At 44.1% G+C, this 21,584-nt stretch carries 19 protein-coding genes and 1 riboswitch; of the genes, 8 read left to right on the plus strand and 11 right to left on the minus strand.

Translation table 11 applies throughout. The features are described 5' to 3' along the window. Window positions 1–7: 7 nt before the first annotated feature. Both L1070_RS08440 and msrA read left to right on the plus strand, forming a co-directional pair. The gene (locus L1070_RS08440) at window positions 8–3,109 is read left to right on the plus strand and encodes an efflux RND transporter permease subunit (RefSeq protein ID WP_237125222.1); all 3,102 of its coding nucleotides are present in this window, start codon (window positions 8–10) and stop codon (window positions 3,107–3,109) included. Then, a complete protein-coding gene (gene msrA, locus L1070_RS08445; RefSeq protein ID WP_237125318.1) occupies window positions 3,099–3,644 on the plus strand; it encodes a peptide-methionine (S)-S-oxide reductase MsrA in 546 nt (181 codons plus the stop codon). Before L1070_RS08440 ends, msrA begins: the two co-directional genes overlap by 11 nt. A gap of 64 nt (window positions 3,645–3,708) precedes the next feature. Here msrA and L1070_RS08450 read toward each other — a convergent pair whose 3' ends face one another. Continuing rightward, window positions 3,709–5,583, minus strand: a complete 1,875-nt coding sequence (locus L1070_RS08450) for a TonB-dependent receptor (protein WP_237125223.1) — start codon at window positions 5,581–5,583, stop codon at window positions 3,709–3,711. Between the two features lie 35 nt (window positions 5,584–5,618). After that, a riboswitch (cobalamin riboswitch) is annotated at window positions 5,619–5,774 on the minus strand. Between the two features lie 157 nt (window positions 5,775–5,931). Continuing rightward, complete coding sequence (locus L1070_RS08455) at window positions 5,932–6,414, minus strand: YajQ family cyclic di-GMP-binding protein (protein WP_070986224.1); 483 nt, start codon at window positions 6,412–6,414, stop codon at window positions 5,932–5,934. 140 nt (window positions 6,415–6,554) lie between these two features. Between L1070_RS08455 and L1070_RS08460 the strand changes: the two genes are divergently transcribed. Both L1070_RS08460 and L1070_RS08465 read left to right on the plus strand, forming a co-directional pair. Next, the gene (locus L1070_RS08460) at window positions 6,555–6,905 is read left to right on the plus strand and encodes a VanZ family protein (protein ID WP_237125224.1); all 351 of its coding nucleotides are present in this window, start codon (window positions 6,555–6,557) and stop codon (window positions 6,903–6,905) included. Then, the gene (locus L1070_RS08465; protein ID WP_237125225.1) at window positions 6,898–7,791 is read left to right on the plus strand and encodes a 2-dehydropantoate 2-reductase; all 894 of its coding nucleotides are present in this window, start codon (window positions 6,898–6,900) and stop codon (window positions 7,789–7,791) included. Before L1070_RS08460 ends, L1070_RS08465 begins: the two co-directional genes overlap by 8 nt. Before the next feature lie 27 nt (window positions 7,792–7,818). Here L1070_RS08465 and thiI read toward each other — a convergent pair whose 3' ends face one another. Both thiI and L1070_RS08475 read right to left on the minus strand, forming a co-directional pair. After that, complete coding sequence (thiI, locus tag L1070_RS08470) at window positions 7,819–9,279, minus strand: tRNA uracil 4-sulfurtransferase ThiI (RefSeq protein ID WP_237125226.1); 1,461 nt, start codon at window positions 9,277–9,279, stop codon at window positions 7,819–7,821. A 105-nt stretch (window positions 9,280–9,384) separates the two neighbouring features. Continuing rightward, a complete protein-coding gene (locus tag L1070_RS08475) occupies window positions 9,385–10,041 on the minus strand; it encodes a TetR/AcrR family transcriptional regulator (protein ID WP_070986228.1) in 657 nt (218 codons plus the stop codon). Window positions 10,042–10,230: 189 nt separating this feature from the next. On the opposite strand from L1070_RS08475, the gene coaD reads away from it, so the two are divergent. Continuing rightward, the gene (gene coaD, locus L1070_RS08480) at window positions 10,231–10,713 is read left to right on the plus strand and encodes a pantetheine-phosphate adenylyltransferase (protein ID WP_070986229.1); all 483 of its coding nucleotides are present in this window, start codon (window positions 10,231–10,233) and stop codon (window positions 10,711–10,713) included. After that, the gene (locus L1070_RS08485; RefSeq protein ID WP_237125227.1) at window positions 10,710–12,080 is read left to right on the plus strand and encodes a capsule assembly Wzi family protein; all 1,371 of its coding nucleotides are present in this window, start codon (window positions 10,710–10,712) and stop codon (window positions 12,078–12,080) included. Before coaD ends, L1070_RS08485 begins: the two co-directional genes overlap by 4 nt. A 217-nt stretch (window positions 12,081–12,297) precedes the next feature. On the opposite strand, the gene L1070_RS08490 is transcribed toward L1070_RS08485, so the two are convergent. The 7 genes from L1070_RS08490 to argC all read right to left on the minus strand — a co-directional run bounded on the left by L1070_RS08490 (window position 12,298) and on the right by argC (window position 19,061). Further along, a complete protein-coding gene (locus tag L1070_RS08490) occupies window positions 12,298–12,711 on the minus strand; it encodes a hypothetical protein (protein WP_237125228.1) in 414 nt (137 codons plus the stop codon). A 143-nt stretch (window positions 12,712–12,854) separates the two neighbouring features. Continuing rightward, window positions 12,855–13,019, minus strand: coding sequence for a hypothetical protein (locus L1070_RS08495; RefSeq protein WP_237125229.1), 165 nt, complete (start codon window positions 13,017–13,019; stop codon window positions 12,855–12,857). A gap of 214 nt (window positions 13,020–13,233) precedes the next feature. Next, complete coding sequence (gene argH / locus L1070_RS08500) at window positions 13,234–15,099, minus strand: argininosuccinate lyase (protein ID WP_070986232.1); 1,866 nt, start codon at window positions 15,097–15,099, stop codon at window positions 13,234–13,236. 23 nt (window positions 15,100–15,122) lie between these two features. After that, a complete protein-coding gene (locus tag L1070_RS08505; protein ID WP_070986233.1) occupies window positions 15,123–16,328 on the minus strand; it encodes an argininosuccinate synthase in 1,206 nt (401 codons plus the stop codon). A gap of 13 nt (window positions 16,329–16,341) precedes the next feature. Beyond that, on the minus strand, window positions 16,342–17,262 hold the full coding sequence (locus tag L1070_RS08510; protein WP_237125230.1) for an ornithine carbamoyltransferase: 921 nt from the start codon (window positions 17,260–17,262) through the stop codon (window positions 16,342–16,344). Between the two features lie 9 nt (window positions 17,263–17,271). Then, window positions 17,272–18,051, minus strand: a complete 780-nt coding sequence (argB, locus tag L1070_RS08515) for an acetylglutamate kinase (protein WP_237125231.1) — start codon at window positions 18,049–18,051, stop codon at window positions 17,272–17,274. Then, entirely contained in the window at window positions 18,045–19,061 is a 1,017-nt protein-coding gene (argC, locus tag L1070_RS08520) for an N-acetyl-gamma-glutamyl-phosphate reductase (RefSeq protein ID WP_237125232.1), read from the minus strand. The genes argB and argC overlap by 7 nt, the downstream gene beginning before the upstream one ends. Window positions 19,062–19,248: 187 nt before the next feature. On the opposite strand from argC, the gene argE reads away from it, so the two are divergent. Beyond that, complete coding sequence (gene argE / locus L1070_RS08525; protein ID WP_237125233.1) at window positions 19,249–20,403, plus strand: acetylornithine deacetylase; 1,155 nt, start codon at window positions 19,249–19,251, stop codon at window positions 20,401–20,403. Window positions 20,404–20,463: 60 nt separating this feature from the next. Next, window positions 20,464–21,507 (plus strand): LacI family DNA-binding transcriptional regulator, encoded by a 1,044-nt coding sequence (locus L1070_RS08530; RefSeq protein ID WP_237125234.1) that lies wholly within the window; start codon window positions 20,464–20,466, stop codon window positions 21,505–21,507. Window positions 21,508–21,584: the final 77 nt, after the last annotated feature.

Genomic DNA, 21,584 nt, shown 5'->3' on the forward strand with positions numbered 1-21,584 from the left:
GTAGCGCGTGAAAATCACTGATACCGCGGTAAAACGCCCCGTTTTTGCGATCGTTGTAAACCTGTTACTGCTCACTTTTGGTATTGTTGCCTTTACGATGCTACCACTTCGTGAGTACCCAGACATTGAAACTCCCATAGTGAGTGTAAGCACCAACTACACAGGTGCATCAAGCGAAGTAGTAGAAGCAAAAATTACGCAAGTGCTTGAAAATAGAATTTCAGGTATTGAAGGTATAAAAAGTATCAACTCTTCCAGTCGCAATGGGCGCTCAAATATCACCATTGAGTTTAATATTGACCGTGATATTGATGCCGCCGCCAATGATGTGCGTGAACGCGTGTCCCGCGCACTGGATAGCTTGCCTGAACAAGTTCGCCCACCTGAGGTGTCAAAATCAAACTCAGATGAAAGCCCAATAGCTTGGTTTGTACTAAACAGTGAAACCATGAATACACTCGAACTTTCTGATTATGCGCAACGTTTTATTGTTGATCGCATCGCGGTTGTTGATGGCGTATCTAACGTACGTATTGGCGGAGAGCGACAATACGCAATGAAAATCTGGCTCGACCGGCGCGCCATGGCTGCTCGCGGTGTTACGAGTAGCGACATAGAACAAGTATTAAGACGTGAAAATGTAGAACTCCCAGCGGGCGAAATTGAGTCGTTAGATAGAGACTTCGCCGTTCGTATTGCTCGCAGCTACAAAACCCAGGAAGATTTTGCCAATCTAATCATCAAGCGTGGTGAGCAGGGCTACCTAGTAAAATTACATGAGGTCGCGGATGTTCAACTTGAAGCGGTTGATGACGAAAGCACCTTCCGTGGTAATGGCCGTAACATGATTGGTCTAGGTATCGTCAAGCAGGCCAAAGCAAACACCTTAGATGTGGTGGACAATGCTCGTCGAGAGCTTGAAAAAATCAAACGCAATCTACCTGTTGGAACAACTATAGAAGACAGCTACGATTCCTCTGTATTCATTCGAGAAAGTATCTATGAAGTATATCGTACGCTAGCGATAGCGATGGGGTTGGTGGTATTTGTCATCTTCATGTTCTTGGGAAATATACGCGCCACGTTAGTACCCGCTGTAACGGTACCCGTTGCTTTGGTGGCAACTTTCATGTTTTTACTCGCTATGGGCTATTCAATTAACTTACTAACATTACTTGCCTTAGTGCTAGCAATTGGCTTAGTGGTTGATGATACCATTGTTATGTTGGAGAACATTCACCGCAGAATTGAGCTAGGTGAACCACCTTTGCTCGCCGCTTATCGGGGCGCACGACAGGTAGGTTTTGCAATTATTGCTACCACATTAGTACTGATCGCGGTATTTGTGCCGCTGGTGTTTATGGATGGCCGCATCGGAGCATTGTTCACTGAGTTTGCCATGGCAGTCAGCGCGGCTGTACTGTTCTCGAGCGTGACCGCTTTGACACTCTCCCCTGCGCTTTGCTCTAAAGTACTTAAGCCCAGCGCTAAAGAGAACCGATTCAGTCAATGGATGGAAAAAATACTCTCTCGCATAGAACAAGGCTACAGAAAAGTACTACAGGATAATTTAGCCCGCCGCTACAGCTTAGTGACAACCTTAGCGCTGGCAGGGTTTGTGAGTTTCGCCCTACTTCAACAGATCCCCTCTGAGCTGACGCCAAAAGAAGACAGAGGCACCTTTTTCATCATGATGAATGGCCCCGAAGGCGCAAGCTATGAAAACAACCTAGCCAATATGGAGCAAATAGAGCAACGCTTGTTGCCATATGTTGATAAAGGTGAATTGAGCCGTGTGTTAGTCCGTGTGCCAGGCTGGGGTGGACAAGGTGGCGTTGCTATCGTCGGCATGCCAGATTGGGACGAACGTAAGCGGTCAACTTGGGAGGTTATGGGTGAGATAAGCTCAACAATGCGAGAGGTCACAGATGTACGTGCATTTGCCATCATGCGCAGAGGTATCGGTGGTGGTGGTCAATCGCGTCCAGTCGAGTTTGTATTACAAGGGAATGATTACGATGAGTTGGCCAAATGGCGAGACCGGATCATCAGCAGAGCACAGCAAAATCCGGGACTGGTTAGAATTGATCATGACTATAAAGAAACCTTTCCACAGTTTTTGATAAGCATCGACAAAACCAAAGCGGCAGATTTAGGAGTGTCTATTAGCGATATCGGTCGTACGCTGGAAACCATGCTGGGACAGCGTCGCGTGACGACCTTTATCGACCGTGGTGAAGAGTACGATGTGATCTTAAAAGGGATTAAGTCTGACTTTGCGGCACCGAACGACATCCACAACATTTTTGTAAAATCACGCACTGAGGAATTGGTGCCACTGGATAGTTTAATAACCATCCGCGAAGAAGCGACCGCCGCCCGTCTGAATCGCTATAACCGTATGCGAGCAATTACTATCTCGGCCAATCTAGCTGACAACTACACCCTTGCTGAAGCATTGGAGTTTCTAAACCAAGTTGCCAGTGAAGAAAATGATATTGACGGTGCGATAGATTATAAAGGTGAGTCTCAACTGTATTATGAAGGTGCCTCGGCAATGACATATGTATTCATTCTAGCGCTCACTGTTACCTTTTTAGTACTTGCGGCACAGTTTGAAAGTTTTGTTCACCCGCTTGTTATTATGCTCACTGTACCACTTGGTTTAGTTGGCGCTATGTACGGGTTATACATTACCGACAATACCCTCAATATCTATAGTCAGATTGGTATCGTTATGTTGATAGGGTTAAGTGCCAAAAACGGCATCCTTATTGTAGAGTTTGCCAATCAGCTTAGAGATCAAGGTATCGCGTTTGAGCAGGCTATTTTAGATGCCTCTGTGCAAAGGCTTCGCCCTATTGTAATGACATCGCTCACAACAGTGATGAGTGCTATTCCACTGGTTTTAGCAACAGGCCCAGGTGCAGAAAGTCGCATGGTAATAGGGGTTGTAATTTTTGCGGGCGTGAGTGTTGCCACCATACTGACCTTGTTTGTTATCCCATGTGCCTATAACCTGTTAGCTAAACGTACTCAATCTCCTGAGTTCATCAGCCACAAACTGGCGACCCAGGAAGCACAGCATAAGGAACGAAATAATGACTGAGGTACAGATTGCGACTTTGGGTGGTGGCTGCTTTTGGTGTATAGACGCTGCCTTTCGTCGCGTAAAAGGAGTTTTAGAAGTACGCTCGGGTTACTGTGGTGGACATACACAACAACCCACATACGAGCAAATTTGTCACGGCGACAGTGGTCATGCTGAGGTGGTTGAAATTAAATTTGATCCTCAACAAATAAGCTACGTACAAGTGTTAGAGATGTTTTTTACGTTGCACGACCCTACGCAACTAAATCGTCAAGGTAATGATATTGGTACTCAATATCGAAGTGTGGTGTTTTACCATAATGAACAACAGCTGCAACAGGCCAAAACAACAATAGAGTCGGTACAAAAACAGTACATAGCCCCCGTTGTTACCGAACTTAGTGAAGCATGTCAGTTTTATAGTGCTGAAAGCTACCATCAAGATTATTATGCTAACAATCGGGCTCAAGGGTATTGTAGTGTAATGATAGCGCCAAAGCTGGCAAAGTTTCAGCATCAGTTTAGCCAGCAGTTGTTAGAAGACGACGAATAGAATGCAAGCAAGCAAAAAGGCGGATTGTTGTTTCATCCGCCTTTTAATTTACTTTGAAGTATCTTTAAAAGCTAATTGACACGCCAACATATGCTTGCCTACCCAGCGGCACATATCCTAGTATTTGCCCGCTACTTGCAAGTCCAGTCGCAGCTGTCAAATAGGTTTTATCACCCAGATTTTCCAGTCGAGCTGTCAGCTTCACATTATCAAACAGCGCATAGTTTGCGGCCAAATTGAAAACTGTGTAGCCGCTGAGCGCTTTGTTATGTGTATTGAACTGACTATCATACAAGGTGATGGTTGGCCTTGAAGAACGATAAATCATGGTAAGGCTCGCATCTAACTTGTCCCAAGACTTAGATAAGGTATAGTTAAAAGCAGTATCTGGTCGACGGACCAAGTCTTTACCCGTTGTTTTGTCTTTCGCATCCAGTAAAGTTAGATTGGCTCTATGCTCAAATCCTAAAGCTGAAACTGTCGCCGATAACTCCACCCCTTTCATAGCCGCTTGATCAACGTTAGACGCAATATATTTGCCACTTTCACCTAGCAAACTAACAATCATTTGATCGATTTTGTTATTAAATACCGCCACATCGTATTTACCCCAGCGAGTATCGAGCATGACCCCAAATTCGCTGTTACTTGCCTCTTCCGGCTTAATATCTGGGTTTGGCAAATACCACGGGCTATTTTTAACATACGCATGTGTCAAAGTCGGCGCTCTAAATGCTGTACCGTGATTGACTCTAAAGGTAACCATGTTGTTGACCTGATAACCGATACTCGCAGTGTATGTATTGGCTCTGCCATGAAAGTCATAATCATCGGTTCTTACAACCGCATTTGCCAACCATGGGCCTTGCTCAAAGAAGCCCCCTACAAATATGGCTCTATTAGTACGGTCTGAGTGGCTGAATTCGGCTGATGCATTACTCAAATCTTCATTGAGCTGACTCACACCCGCTGCAAGTTGTAAAGTTTCAGACCAGCGATACAACGCACGATACTCAACTTCTACACGCTCGGTACTATAAACATCATGATTTGGCGTACCGACTTGCGTATTCTCCTGCTGAGAAACGCTCACGCTGGCATAGTGCTGTAGCTGATCATGTTGCTTTTCCCAGGCAAGCTTGGTGGTATAGTTTTCAAACTCGTAGGCATCATTGCCCCAGGCATTATCATACTCGCCTTCTCCCTCGCTATACTGAGCGCGTGCAGAAACAGTCCCTATATCTTCATGATCATAGCTTAAGTTGAAGCCAATATTTTTATTGCGATAGCCGTCACTATCGTGATCTTTAGTCAATGGCAACTGAGGGTCTTTGCTCGTTACATCATAGCCATCAGTATCCTCATAGCCCAGATTGAAACTCAATGAAAGCGAGTCGGTATTGAACTGCCCTGCTTGTTGATAGTTCACATAGTTGTGACTGCCTGACGTTAAACTGATTTGCTGTTGCTGCGCTTTACGCGTAATGATGTTGATCACGCCCGCCAATGCATCGGAGCCATAAACTGCCGCTTTGGCACCTTTTACCACTTCAATGCGTTCAATACTGTTAAGAGGAATGTTAGTAAATGCTACATCACCAGAGTTAGCATCGCTCACTCGCACGCCGTCAATCAATACCAACACATGTTTAGTGGTGGCACCGCGCACAAAAACACTGGCTTTTTGGCCAAAGCCCCCGTTTCTCACTACGTCAACACCAGCAACAGTGTTAAGCAATGACGGTAAATCTCTAAGGTTGCTTTGCTCAATTTCCTCACGCTCAATCACGTTAACAGTTGTGAGGGTGTTGTTGATTGATTGCTCGAATTTGTTCGCGGTAACGGTAATACGCTCAATGTGTTCGTTCTGAGCTTGTGCCCAAACGTCAGACGACACAGCAGCCAAAATAGCCACTGCCAAAATAGATTTGTTTTGCATGATATCCTCAGACTTGCGCCCACCGCACAAGTAAAACAGTAAGTCGACTTCAAGGCCGGTCTCCGGACTTAGCCTTTTAGGCATCACCGTTGCGGGGGCAGTGTTGGATTTCACTCAGTCCCATGATTGGCACCAACTTCCCGATTATCTTAGCAAACTAACTGATACGAACCGATCTGGATAACACGACGTTACCAAGCTAAGCACCTTGAAAAGAGGCGCTATTGTGCGAAGTTTATGGATGATTGTCAATGGACGTCTAGAAATCTAAAGCAAGTAAGAGGTGTTACTTGCTTTAGCGGCAGATGAACTGGCAAAAAACACAATTAACGAATTGCTGCGCCAGCATTAATCGCGGAAATTTTTGAACTGAAACGGTTGTCCTAACTCGCTGGTGCGGATCAGCTGCATCACTTCTTGTAAGTCATCACGTTTTTTACCTGTCACTCGGACTTCTTCACCCTGAATCGCAGCTTGTACTTTAATTTTTGAGTCTTTGATAAGCTTGACCAACTTCTTGGCCATATCTTTCTCAATTCCCTGCTTTAAGCCTACTTTACGTGATACATGTTTGCCCGCACGCTCAATATCTTTAAGCTCTAAACTTGCCACATCCAAACCACGTTTAGATGCTTTACTGGCTAAAATATCAAACAACTGCATTACTTGTGGATCAGCTTCCGCTTTTAACGTGATCACATCATTGTTTAATTCGATAGATGCATCAACACCACGAAAATCATAACGTGTTTCCAGTTCTCGTTTTGCGTTATCAACCGCATTTTTTGCTTCTGTCATTTCAATTTCAGACACAATGTCAAAAGAAGGCATGTTATTCTCCTAAAATATGAATATCGCGATTATATCAACCTAAAATAAGAATGTGGGAAAAAAGTGATATTCACCCACCAGCCAGTTTTAGGTGATATACTTGACCCCAAATTAGCGGCTATTAATCTTTAGGAAGTATAGTGACAAGGCGCGTTTATCAAGTTTTATTATTGGTCACCCTCGCAGTATGTACCTACCTGTTTGCCAAAGAGTTTCAACATTCAGGTATTCGCTTTCAACATGCGGACAAAGTAGTTCATTTTATAATATTTTTTGGCCTCGCCTTTATCATGCACCATGCTTTTAAATGGCCCACTATCACGCAACTCGTTTTGTTAGCCGGCTATGGCATTGGTATTGAGGTCATGCAGGATAGCCTACCTTACAGACAAGCCTCTCTAGGAGACTTCATCGCTGACTTTTTGGGAGCCCTCAGTTACTATGCGATATATATAGCACTCAGTAAGTGGCGTACAAAAAAATATGACTGATATTCACATTGTTGGCGCAGGCGCAATTGGTCTGTCATTTGCGCACGCTCTGAGTCAACGTCATAATGTGTCGGTGATTACACGTACTCTTCCTACCGATAAATGGCTTATCAGCGAACACCAAGGCACCAAAGTAATTAATGCCAAGCCAGTTGTACTAGCGCATACCCAGTCTCTATCTATCGCCAATTGTTTTATTTGCGTAAAGGCCTATCAACTGCCACAGGCGATTGCCGATGTACTCCCCTATTTGTCTGATCATGCCAACCTCTTTATTAGTCATAATGGCATGTGTGATTTGAGTGAAATTCTTGACCAGCTCAAACCAAACCAAGCACTATTTTTTATCAGTACCGCTCGTGGTGCATTAAAGCTAGATGATAACCATGTAAAAATAACCGGCTCTGGTGATACGTATTTAGGTGCCTGTAATACGCAGGCTCATTCAATTATTAAACATATATTTGGGATTTATTTTTCAGGTATATTGTCGCAGAGCTTTATTCATGAAGATATGACGCTATTGCGCTGGCAAAAGTTGTTAGTCAATATCGCAATCAACCCTTTAAGCGCGTTACATCAAGTTCCAAATGGGCAACTACGCCAACCAAAATTCAGTGCCACAATCCTCGCTTTACTCAATGAAGCCTGTACGGTTGCAAACAAAGCAGGTATTAAAGTCACTTTGTCTCAAGCCTTGGATAACGCATATCAAGTAATGTCTCGCACCAGTGCTAACTTTTCTTCTATGGCGCAGGATGTAAAGCATGGTAGAAAAACTGAAATTGAGGCAATCTGTGGCTATGTTGTTGCTCAGGGTCAATTACTTAATGTGTCAACACCATACAATGCTCAGATGCTGCAAGCACTTATAAATAAGCACTAAAAAGCCGAGACTCGCTCGGCTTTTTTATTACTCTGGCTTATACACTTTCACATTGTTAAAGCCATTCTCATGCAATATTAATGCTTGAAGCTGGCTCATCACACCTTTAGCACAATACAGGTAATATTCTTTATCTTGTGGTAAATCTGCAAACTTGGTAGCGAGTCTAAAAAATGGTAAATGCACAACTTCGACGCCTTCAATTTCCAATGGATTGGCATCTTCCTCATCTGGTGAGCGAATATCCAAAACCACACCATTTTCGGGCAGTTCACTGGCAGTTTCAGCCTCTTTCACTTCTTCTTTTGCTTCAGCTTCTATATCGCGAATGTCTTTCACCACCGCGTTGGCCACAACGGCATCCAAGACATCAAAGTCGAATTTCTGTTCTTCTTCTAAGATAGTTTCAAGTTTGGCTTTTACGGTCGGCTTTTTAGAAATAACACCACAGTACTCAGGCATTGCTTCTGCCATTTCTATGGTGCCTATTTCACGGGCAATCTTAATAATATCGGCCTTGTCGTGCTGAATAAGCGGACGCACGATGAGTGTTTCCGTCACTCTATCGATTACATTCAAGTTAGCCAAAGTTTGGCTCGATACTTGACCGATACTTTCACCAGTAACTAATGCCGGAATATTAAAGCGTTCGGCAATTTGGCTACCCGCTCTCATCATCATGCGTTTGAGCACAACGCCCATTTGACCATTTTCGATATTCTCCAAAATCTCGGCGACAACAGGTTCAAAATCGACAGTGATAAACTTAACTCTGTGAGTCGAGCTATATTGCTTCCAAAGATAGTGGCTAACCTGTTTTACCCCAATCTCATGAGCCGCACCACCTAGGTTGAAAAATAAGAAATGTGTACGAGCCCCTTTTCGGATCATCTGATAACTGGCCACTCCTGAGTCAAACCCGCCCGAAATAAGCGAAAGAACATCTTCTTGAGTGGGTAACGGGAAGCCGCCAATACCATAATGTGTATGTGTCACAATATAGGCTAAGTCATCTTTGATCTCTATTTTCACAGTCACTTCAGGTTTACTCAGCTTCACGCTTGCACCTGACACGTTTTGATTCAAACCACCACCTACATAGCGCTCAACATCGCTTGAAGTAAAGTCATGATTACCTCTGCGTTTCACTCGAACACAGAAGGTCTTGTTTTCAATAGTGTGACCAGCCAAAGTTAAGGTGCGCTGATAAATATCGTCAAGACTGTCAAAGTGTGTTTCTTGTACTTCAATAAACTGCACAATACCAGGCACGCGCTTTAAATTATCGATGAGTGCTGATCGCGTGGATTGATCCGATTTAGCACTCGTAACCGTAATATTGTCCCAGTTATTCTTTACTTTGATTTGCTCGTCAATACGGCTGAGAAGGATTTCGATGTTCTTCTCTAGAAGTTTGGTGAAGCGTTTACGAACTGATTTGCTTTTAATGGCAATTTCAGGATGCAGTTTGACGATAAATTTAAACATAGAAATAACTCTTTTGCGTGGCGAAAGCGCGCCTAGACATCGGGCGCGCGAGTATATCAAATTTCTATGCGTCTAGGAAATAAACAAACCGAATTGCCGCCTATGTTACGCAATACTGGGCAGTGACTCATCTGCAAGACGTTGATATTGGTCTTGTAATTCCTGAATTTTGGCAGAACTTAAATCCGTACAATACGGCTTAAACAACATCAATACTTTAACAATACCATTATAGATATCTTGCTGCTCAAGTACCCCTGTCATTCTGCGTGCTTTTACGTATGGCGTCCAAAAACTGACCGTCATTTTCAACATATGAGCCAGCTCTTTTGCATCTTCGTCGCTAATATTGATAACGCGACTTGTGCGCAAACCAATCACGACAGAGCGCACCTGTTCAAACAAGTCTGTCTGAAACTCAATGTATTGCTTTTTTAACACGCCATCTCTTGCCAAAATGTCAGTAAGATTGTCGTAAAAAAAGTGGTAACGCCACATCAAATCAAACAATGAGTCTAGATACTTAGTTAATTGTTCTAGCGGCTCAAACTCGGTATTGAGTGGTTTAAAATGAGTACTTAAGTGCTCTCGGTATAAAGAAAATATATTGCGAATAATGTCTTCTTTATTTTTAAAATGGTAGTACAAATTTCCTGGGCTTATACCCAGATTTGAAGCTATATGATTCGTCGTTATTGCCCGCTCTCCATGTAAATTGAATAAAGCGATGCTGGTACGAATTATTTTTTCCTTGGTATTCATATCCTGATCTCTATGACACGCGATTAATATTAGGATGTGTTTCACTAATTGGGTCAGTATAGCCAATTAGGCTAAGTGAAAATAGCACTAAAGGGTATATGATATAAGTGCACATAGCGCAAAGCAGACCAGTGAAATATCTGTAAAACATTGCTACCATATGCCAAATTTTATTGACGATATCGTGTTATGAAAGTCACAGCTTTATATCCAGGTACTTTTGATCCATTAACCAATGGCCATGCCGATTTAATCAAACGAGCCGCAAAAATGTTTGATGTGGTGCTACTTGCCATTGCACACAACCCAAACAAAAAGCCTTGTTTTTCTTTGGAGGAACGGGTTGCCTTGGCGGAAAAAGTACTTGCTGAACACAAAAACGTAAAAGTGATTGGATTCTCTGGTCTGCTGGTTGATCTAGCTAAGCAATATAAAGCTAACGTGTTGATCAGGGGCATTCGCGCAGTGTCAGATTTTGACTACGAGTTCCAACTTGCCAATATGAACCGACGCCTAAACCCAGACTTAGAAAGCGTATTTTTAACCCCGTCTGAGCGCAATTCATTCATTTCTTCTACGTTGGTAAAAGAAGTCGCTCTACACAAAGGTGATGTGAGTGAATTTGTCCATCCACTTGTTGCAAAAGCTTTACAGGAAAAATTACACGGATGAAATTAACACGCCTTAGTACAGTCTTACTTGCCGCTACGAGCATTAGCAGTTTCGCGAGCCCTTGGATAAACACCAATGAAAGCGAGTTAAAACATTCCATAGATATGCTGGTCAGTGCTGGTTTAATTAACCGCCCTGTCAATCAATACCCTTTGCTATGGCAAGGCCTAATTCAAGATTTGGATAAAATAGAACAAAAGCAAGTTGCTCATAATGCACAATTTGCACTTACACACCTACGCCACGCCCTGACTCAAGCCAAACGCGCTCGATATTCCAGCGTAACTGCATACTATGACGATGAAGCAACCTTACAAGACGGTTTTGGTGAGCGTCAGGCTGCGAAGTCAGGCATCTCAACTTATGGCATCATGACAGGTAAGCATGTTAGTGCCAAGGTACAAGTAAACTATGCTGATGAAGCACTCGATGGTAAGCAAATTAACCATTATGGTAGCCACCTTGCCATCTTATTGGGCAACTGGTCATTCAGTGCTGAGCGACTCAACTACTGGTGGGGCCCTGCCAACGAGAACGCCTTGCTACTTTCAAACAACGCGGCCCCTATGACCGCAGCACGTATTAGCCGTGCTAATAGCAATTACGACGGTCCCAGCTGGTTATCCTTCATTGGGCCATGGCAAATCACCGCATTGGCGGCAAAACAAAAGCCCAGCCTTAACGATAAACGCGATGGTGATTTTTGGGGAATTCGCCTGTCCAGCACGCCTGTTCGAGGATTAGAGCTGGCATTGAGTGCCACCGCCAGTGATTTTGTGCTTGAATTACCATTAAACGCGGAGCTACCAACTGCTAAACAAAGAGTAGCAGGTATCGATGTTAAATATTCAAGTCTCATTGGCGGCCAGCCTATTTCGGTTTATGCGGAAATTGCAGGTAACAACGATCATGGCATACTACCTGCGAAAACTACTTATACAATGGGTATTGAACATTTTATGGGGGATGCGGATTATCGTCTGAAAAGTTATCTCGAGCTCAGCGACAACACCACCAATTGTCAGGCCCTTGAGGTGAACTTTCAGTGTAACTTTCAAGCCTCTGAAGGGGGCTCACAATATACTGAGCGCGACCAGTGGCTAGGCGCGGCTATTGGACCACAAGCTAAAAGTCTCACCTTAGCTAGTGACTACTACCAAACTGGTGGCTATGGCGGGTTTGCCAAGCTCAAACTCATAGATTTTGAAGCTTTAAATATCGAACGTAAATTGCTAGAGCTTGGTTACCAACAAGGCTTATTTAGCGGTCTGTTAAAAGCCGGCGTATTCGTGTGGCGAGACACCAATAGCAATGAAGATGAACAAACACAAAGCGCAGCTAAGCTAAGCTGGGAGTATCAGTTTTAATATCAAAGAGTAAAGCTCCATTAGGATGCTTTACTCAACTTTTTATCTTTGCCGCCTTAATTAGCTTTCAGATTTTGGCTTATTGCAACAAGCCTCAGGTAATCTTTGTTGCTGAACAATGAAATAACTATCAAGGTGTCCGAAAGTTTTATGAGCCAGCTATATAAATACCATCAATTCGTCCAGCTTTAGAGGCTCTAAAACTTTGTTTGTGATTCTACTTGGTATTTAACACGCCTGACGCTTTAGTAAGTGCTTTCACTTTGTTCCATAAACTTCCTAGTAATAGAAGGTCGCGATTTAAAATCAACACAGCTACCATCATCAAATCAAAGAAATTAATTGAAACACTATAAACAGTCCAAAACCACCACGGCTCACTATTTTCCACAATAAATCTGTCGGTATGCATGGCAATGAATAATAAACCGTTCATTGATAAACCGAATATGACATACCAATAAGCTCTTGATGGCTTCAGCGAGAGTAACTTATGCAGCAATACAATCGCACACACTGTCAATAAGTCGCTGATAAAAAAAACCAAATAAGGGTATGTTGATGCTAGTATTTCTTTAAAAAAGTGGTTAGATATAAAGTAAGAGGTTGCAATAATGCCAGCGGTGACCACTAATGAGTCACTTTTAACTATATTGAGAAAGCGAAAGCTAAGGTTAAATACAAACGCCAGTATTAAACCTAACAGGATAATCGTGTCAAAATGTAAACTTAGATCACCAAACAAAATTCAACCTCTTTAAACCTCTCGATGTCTTAGTCGTAACTTTCGATTATAACACCTGCGCCACGCGCGCCACTCACTTTCATGAGTAATTCTTTATTTGCTAGTACCTTAGCAGAAAGCACTGTCGCTTGACCAGTATTACCATTTAAGCTTGAGCGTTTTTTACTCGCTATTGTTGTTTTTAGTAGTTTCATATTTACCTCATTTAACTATCATTTTTAGATAATATAATATTAACTTTTTAGTTACATATGGAGTGTTAATTAAAGCAAATACCAAGCCACTATTTTTTGACACCACCACTTCGAGCGCCTAATTGACAAAAAAAGAGGATAAACGACATATTAGGGTAAATAATAAAAGGGCGACTGGGATCAACCAGACGCCTTTTATGGTTTTTCAGGGAGTTTAGGCAACAAACTTACACGGGATCACCGCACCTTTTGCCGCCTTTAATAGGAATTCCATTGCCACTTCATCACAATGGTCTTTACGTAAACATAAATCACAGTCCTTCATCACTTTTTCAGGGAGAGTGTCTTTAGTACAGTAACTAAAGCCTTGTTTAGTGAAGAACCCTGGCACTCGTGTTAGGACAATTACTCTGTTAAGCGCCAGTTTTCGTGCTTTTACCAGTAAATACTGTACCAACTGCATACCTTGACCTTTTACCGGCGTTTGCGGGTCAACGCCTAAGGAACGGATTTCAGCTAAGCCGGTATCATAAATGTAAAGGGAGGCACATCCGGTGATCTTGCCATCCACTACAGTTACGGCGAACTCATTGATTGAGTGGATCATATCACTTTTTGCTCGCGGCAAGTTTTCGCCGACTTTGGCCCAATGCTGAATCAGCCCAGCAATCGCATCTACATCGTCTAAATTAGCGTCTCTAACTAGGATCTGCTGTTTTTTTTTCGCCGCGCGTACGGCTAGTTCAACTTGTGTGACCGATGTACCGCCCAGCGCCTGACGAGCGGCAATCCCAGCATCCAATTCCAATACAGGATATACATCGTCGCTTATTACAGCGCAAACCTGTTGGAATGTCTCCAAGGTGAGGTCTTCTAAATTTTTGCCCTCAGCAATGGCTATTTGCACCAGTTGCCCAACAATGTGATGCCCTTCTCTAAATGGGATCCCTTTAGCAACCAAGTAATCAGCCAACTCAGTAGCATTGGCATGTCCACCTTGCGCCGCCTTACGAGTCGTCTGAGCATTTACCTTTAGACCTTTGATACAAGCTTCTGCCATGTGAATACAAGCAAGCCAAGTTGGCATAGCATCAAACAAGCCCTCTTTATCCTCTTGCATATCTTTATTGTACGCCAAAGGCAGCGCTTTTAAGGTCATCATCATGGCGCTAAATGCACCAAAAACACGTCCAGTTTTGCCACGGATTAACTCCAGCGCATCGGGGTTTTTCTTTTGCGGCATTAACGAGGAACCAGAAGTAACATTGTCTGCCAGCTCAATAAACGCCGCTTCACCCGAGTTGTAAAATATTAGGTCTTCTGCAAAACGCGACAAATGCATCATAGAAATACTGGCACAACTGAGTAGCTCAACCACAAAGTCTCTGTCTGAAACCGCGTCCAAACTGTTACGACTGGCGTGACTGAACCCTAAATTGGTCGCCAAAGTCTCTCTATCGATTGGATAAGCGGTGCCAGCTAATGCACCACTACCAAGCGGACAGACATTTAAACGAATGAGCGCATCTTGTAGACGAGATTCATCCCGCTCAAGCATTTCAACATAAGCCATACACCAATGACTAAACAGCACGGGTTGTGCACGCTGTAAATGTGTATAGCCCGGCAAAATCGTGCCGAGTTCACGCTCTGCTAAATTGACAAAGGCCGATTTTAAAGACCCTAATGCCGCCAGTAACTGCTCGGCACATTGACGGCTCCACAGTCTAAAATCGGTGGCTACCTGATCGTTTCGACTGCGCCCCGTATGAAGTTTTTTAGCTAAATCGCCTACTTGCTCGATAAGCTTTGTTTCCACATACGAATGAATATCCTCATACCCAGCATTGGCAACCGCACTTAAATCTTGCTGCACGTTCTCTAACAACGCATTCAGCGCAGCAACCAACTCTTGATGTTCCTCTTCATCGAGTACATTCACCTGTAAAAGTGCGCCAGCCCACGCAATGGAGCCGACGATGTCCTGCTCTGCCAGTTGATAATCAAAAGGCAAAGAGTCATTAAATTGCTTAAATGCCGCATCCGGACCCGATGAAAAACGCCCGCCCCATAACGCCATAATGTTTCTCCTAACGCTCTGTATTACGACTTTTTGTTTAATGCAGCTATCCGACTGGATAGCGAGAATAAACGAATAAACCCTTCGGCATGTGATTGATCGTAAACATCATCTTCACCAAACGTTGCAAAGTCTTCACTGTATAAACTGTTCACTGATTGCTTTTGTACCGCGCTCACTTGCCCTTTGTACAATTTTAAAACCACATCACCTGTGGCTACCTCAGACAATGCCTCAGCACCTGCTAAAATTGAGTCTTTCAGCGGTGTAAACCAACGACCGTCATATACAAGATGTGCAAATTCACTGGCCAAAGTCTCTTTCCACTTACGGCTTGATTTATCTAAAACCAACTCGTCAATTGCTTGTAGCGCCGCCATGATCACGGTGCCCCCTGGCGTTTCATAACAGCCGCGAGACTTCATACCCACTAGACGGTTTTCAACGATATCAACACGACCCACGCCATGAGCAGAGGCAATCTGGTTTAGCTGCACCAAACATTGATACGGACTGTATCGCTCACCATTAACCGCCACAACGCGACCTTGCTCAACACGCACTGAAACAAATTCAGCCTTGTCTGGCGCTTGCTCTGGCGATACCGTCCAAGTCCAAACCTGTTCGCTTGGTTGGTTCCATGGGTTTTCAAGCTCACCCCCTTCGTGTGAAATATGCCATGCATTGGCGTCACGGCTGTAAATCTTGGTCGCTGATGCTGAACATGGAATATTACGCTCAGCCAAATACTCCAATAGTGATTCACGGCTTGATAGATTCCATTCACGCCATGGCGCAACCACTTTTAGATCCGGTGCCAGCGCAGCAAAGCAAGATTCAAAGCGAACCTGATCGTTCCCCTTACCCGTACAGCCGTGCGATAACGCATCGGCACCGACTTTGCGGGCTACCTCAACCTGTGCCTTGGCAATGATAGGACGCGCCATTGACGTGCCTAACAAATAAGTGCCTTCATAGATGGCACCTGTTTTCAGCGTTGGATAGATATAATCACTGACCAGCTGCTCTTTTAAATCCACGATATGACATTCAGATGCACCAGAGGCAATGGCTTTTTCTTCAACACCAGCAAGCTCTTCTTCACCTTGGCCAACATCCGCTACAAACGCTACAACTTCACAGCCGTAGTTTTCTTTTAACCAAGGCACAATTGCCGATGTATCTAAACCACCCGAGTAGGCCAATACAACTTTTTTTATTTCGCTCATTTGCTTTACATCCTTACACGTAATTTGGATTTAACAGTGATACCAGCAAAGCATTCTGGGCATGCATGCGGTTTTGTGCTTGTTGAATTATTTTTGAATTTTTGCCGTCCATTACCTCAGAGGTGATCTCATACTCTCTGTGTGCAGGTTGGCAGTGCAAAACGGTGCTTGCACCGGTTTGTTTTAATAAAGCCTGATTGATTTGATAGGGCATAAATGTTTGTTTCACTTGCTCAAGCGACGTATTGTTACCCATAGATACCCAAGTATCTGCATACAATGCGTTAGCGCCTGCAGCAGCCTCTATTCTGTCGCTGATCATTACAGACGCGCCATTTGCAGCAGCGATTTGTTCGGCTTGCTTAACGATTTGTGCATCTGGTGAATGCCCCTTTGGACACACTGCCACAAAGTCAGTACCTAATGTAGCAGCCAGCAACATCAAAGAATGCGTTACATTATTGCCCTCACCTAGATAAGCCAATTTCAACTGACTTACATCACCATGTACCTCTTGTAGCGTTAAAAAGTCAGCCAATGCCTGGCAAGGGTGATATAAATCACACAAACTATTTACCACCGGAATCGATGCATGCTCTGACAAAGTCGTAAGGGTGCTGTGATGATTTACCCGAGCAACAATAGCGTCTGCCCAAGCTGAGATATTCAAAGCGAAGTCTTGCACCGACTCTCGGCTACCAATCGCACCATTTTGTTGGTCTAAATAAACGGCATGACCACCTAGTTTGTTAATGCCAATATCAAACGATAAACGTGTACGCAAACTTGGTTTTTCATACAAAGTGACGATTGATAGGCCGGTTAACGCCTGTGCGTACTCTTTCGGCTGACTTTTAATATTTTGTGCTAGTTTAAGTAACTTAAGGATCTGTTCCTTATCAAACTCAAGTCCGGTTAAAAAATGTTGTAACATGTGCAAATCCTATGGAGTGATTTTGGTTCCGATGTGCGCCCCATCAACGAGAGCGCCCAAGTTTTCTGGCTTTTGCCAGCTTGAGATATACACTCCTCGTCGTAAGTGTTGGGCTGCGCGAAGGCTGGTCTTTACTTTGACCTCCATTCCGCCCACTATCACTCCTGTTGCTATTAATTCCTCTATTTGTGATTTACCTAATTGATACAATGGCTGCTTATTAGCATCCAATACGGCTTCCACATCCGTCATAAAAATGAGTTCTGCGTTGAGTTGGCTGGCAATGGCTGCGGCCGCTTCATCTGCGTTAACGTTATAGAGCTGCCCATCTTCACCAAGCCCCACTGAGCTCACTAAAGGAATACGACCAAGCGCCAGCAAGGTGTTCAAAATGCTCTTGTCATGCGTCGTACACTCCCCCACCTGACCAAGTGCTTTGAGCTTTTGCTTAGCCATCAAACCCGCTTCATATAAACAGCATCCCACTGGCGATAAATTCGCATTGATGGCATGTGCCATCAGTTGCTTGTTGGCACACCCTGCAAGCGCGCCAACAATGTAGGGCATTTGTTCTTTTGGGCTAATCCGCAGCCCCTGATGCTTTGCCGTAGCAAACCCCGCATCATTTAACCAGCGGTCCACCAATGAACCACCGCCATGAACCAGTACAAATTGCTTAGATGCATCACTGTGCGTGAGTTTCGCAAGCTCCAAAAATAGCGACTGTGCTGCGTCTTCAGTATCCAGTACTGCGCCGCCTATCTTGATCACCCAAGTTTGCATTACCATGCTCCTTTTAAGCCCAGTTCGCTATTAAGCGCACAGGCTAAGTTCATGCATTGCAGCGCTTGACCCGCAGCTCCTTTGAGCAAGTTATCAATTGCCACCACAACGATGAGTTGCTGCCCCTGTTGTTGCCAACCGATGTCCACAAATGGTTGCCCAGCAACACTTTTTATTGAAGGCAATTGCGCCCCTTTGAGCCGGATCAGCGGTTCATCCGCTAGTGCCTGATATGCCTCATCGACTTGTGACGGTGTTACTTCGGGTTTAAGTTGAATATAAATAGTCTCTAAGATACCCCGTGCAAAATTACCCAAGTGTGGGGTAAACAGCACATCATGGCCAAGGTATTGACTGATCTCTGGCGTATGACGATGCTTGAACAAGCCATAAGGTGCCAAAGATACTTCGCAAAAATGAGTATTTAAACTGGCCTTTCTACCCGCTCCCGTCACGCCTGAGACCGCATTAATGATCACTTGTTGATCCGCTAGCAGATCAGCTTGCTTCAGGGGTTTTAACGCATTCAGTGCCGCCGTTGGATAACATCCAGCAACTGCGACCAATTGCGCCTGACTGATTGCTTGAGCATTCCATTCAGCTAAACCATATTCAGCCTGCTCTAGCCAATGTGGATAAGGGTGGCTAAAGCCATAATATTGTTCATAATCAGCGCTGCTCGCTAAGCGGTAACCGCCAGATAGGTCAAATACCTTTTTACCCATCGCTAAAAACTTAGGGGCCAGTTCAACACTCACTTGATGATCAGTACACAAGCAAACGAAATCCGCTTGCTCATTGATATCTAAAAAAGCGTGTTCGGTTAAAGGCAGTAAGGGCGTGTCGAGCAAAACTCCATGCTCTGGATACAACTGGCTCAATGACTTGTTCTTATCCAAGCTTTGCTCTGACACGTAACAACCCGACAGGGAGAAGTTGGGGTGTTTGGCTATAAGGCTGGCAAGCTCCGCACCGCTGTATCCGCTTGCGCCGACTATCGCTACTTTCTTGTTCACATTCATCATTTTTATTCGGGGTCTCTTATTTGTATTGCGTTTACAGGTCAAAATGAAATTAAATAGTGAATGAGTATCGTCGCATGTCAGCCTCTAAAATACTTATGCTAAAAAAGTGAATTGATATTCATACTAAACACCTTTAAATTGTTATGCAAACACTTTGAATAAATATTTTGGATTTTTTATGGCAACCCCGACTTTTTTAGATATGTATCAACAGCTCATCGCCAATCCATCAGTCAGCGCATTGGACGAGTCCCTTAATATGAGCAACCGTCCTGTAATAGAGCTGCTAGCTGGTTGGTGTGAAGCCCTTGGCTTTACGGTAGAGATCACCGAGCTGAAAAGTGCGCCCGGTAAATTCAACTTACTCGCTAAGCGCGGTACAGGCGAAGGAGGCTTAATGCTGGCAGGCCATACTGATACCGTGCCGTTTGATGATAGTCGCTGGAACTTTGACCCATTTCAGTTAAAGCAACATGACAATCGACTTTACGGGTTAGGCTCAATCGATATGAAAGGTTTTTTTGCATTTGTGTTAGATGCCATCAAAACACTTGATGAGCAAGGTGGGAAACAAACAGAGCCATTATTAATCTTAGCCACTGCTGACGAAGAAACCACGATGGCTGGTGCACAACAAATCGCTAAACATCCCGATTTAAAGCCCGCGCGTTGTATCATAGGTGAGCCGACAGATATGACCCCGGTATACACCCACAAGGGCCATATGAGTAGTGCTATTCGCATTCTTGGCCGCTCGGGCCATAGCTCCGATCCTGAGCGCGGTTTAAATGCAATTGAAGTCATGCATATGGTAATTGCAAAATTATTGCAGCTAAAAGAACAATTAAAGAATAAATATTCACTTTCGGATTTTGCTATTCCGTATCCGACATTGAATCTGGGACACATCCATGGCGGCGACAACGCCAATCGTATTTGTGGCTGCTGTGAGTTACATATTGATTTGCGCCCTCTGCCTGGGCTGAGCATCAAAGAGCTACAAATGTTACTGCTGGAAGCTGTGGCGCCTGTTAATGCGCAATACCCCAACAGCGTTGAAGTTATTGACCTACACGACCCGATCCCAGCGTTTAGTGGCAGCACCGACAGTGCCTTGGTAAAATTGGCAGAGCAAGTATCAAATACACAAGCTGTGGCCGTTAACTACTGTACCGAAGCGCCATTTATTCAACAGCTAGGGTGTGAAACCATCGTCATGGGACCAGGTTGCATAGAGCAAGCACACCAACCCGATGAATTCCTCGCGATGGAAAAAGTAGCGCCAGCACAACAAAAGATCAGTCATTTGATAAATGCTCTGTGTTTTAGTTAACACTTCAAGTAAGCTCATAGGTTGATGTAAACTCGCAACAAAACTAAGTAGCCAGGTACAATGACAGCAAAAAAGTGGACCTTAAAAAGCATTGCCGCACAACTGGGTGTATCAAACGCAACCGTATCAAACGCGTTCAATCGGCCCGATCAGTTGTCCAAACAAAAAAGGGAAGAGATCTTATCAGCATGTCATGAACTTGGTTATTTTGGTCCTAATCAGGCGGCGCGCTCTTTAAGAAAAGGTACATTTAATATCGTCGCGCTCGTGCTACCCGATAGTGTGGAATATATGGTGTCAGATCCAGTCGCCAGTAGCTTTATGCGTGGCGTGGCTAAAGAGCTGGAACCCCAAGGGATCAATTTATTGCTTTTCTCTGGCGGTGCGGACAATGTCAACAACATCGTAGATTTTGTTGATGGCTTTATATGTTACGGCAGACCGCGAAACGCCAAGCTTATTGACCACCTTGAAGCGCTTAATAAAGAAGTGGTTGCTGTCGATTTTGAACTCAAAGGCCAAGCTAGCGTCAATATCGACAACTATCAGGCAGCCTATGAGGTGTCTAAACAAGCACTTACTGCCTTCCATGACGCTGCCACGCAAGCAAACGTTGCTATTTTGGGGCTGCGATTATTAGATACAGATTTAATCTGTCGCGTGTATGACCACCATCTACCAAAACTCAATACCTCGATTGCTCACCAACGCTTAGCTGGATTCAGACAAGCGTTACAAGAGTCACATATCGCTTTATCTGATGATAAAACTTGGAATATCCCAGAAAGTAGCGAGCGATGGGCACGCATCGCAGCCAAAGAAGCGCTCAACGTACAACCATGCCCTAATGTATTGCTGTGTATGAGTGATTTGATAGCTCTAGCTGCGGCAAGAGAGGCACTTGAGCAAGGCATCAAAGTGCCCGAAGAGTTAAAAATAGTTGGCTTTGATGGGATTGACGAAGCGCAGTTATTCAACCCAGCTATCACCACGATTCATCAAAACAGCGAAGCCAAAGGGCAACGCGCCGCTGAGCTTTTTATGAGTAAACAAAAACAGCAATTAATTTTGCCGTTTGAATTAAAGGTCGGCCAATCCACCTAACTAACCTGAACTCGGGATAAGCTACATGATACAGCACAGTACATTGATTTAATTGGCTTTCTCATATCCATTATCCC

It is taken from the genome of Pseudoalteromonas sp. MMG022 (assembly GCF_021654245.1).
Taxonomy (GTDB): domain Bacteria; phylum Pseudomonadota; class Gammaproteobacteria; order Enterobacterales; family Alteromonadaceae; genus Pseudoalteromonas; species Pseudoalteromonas amylolytica.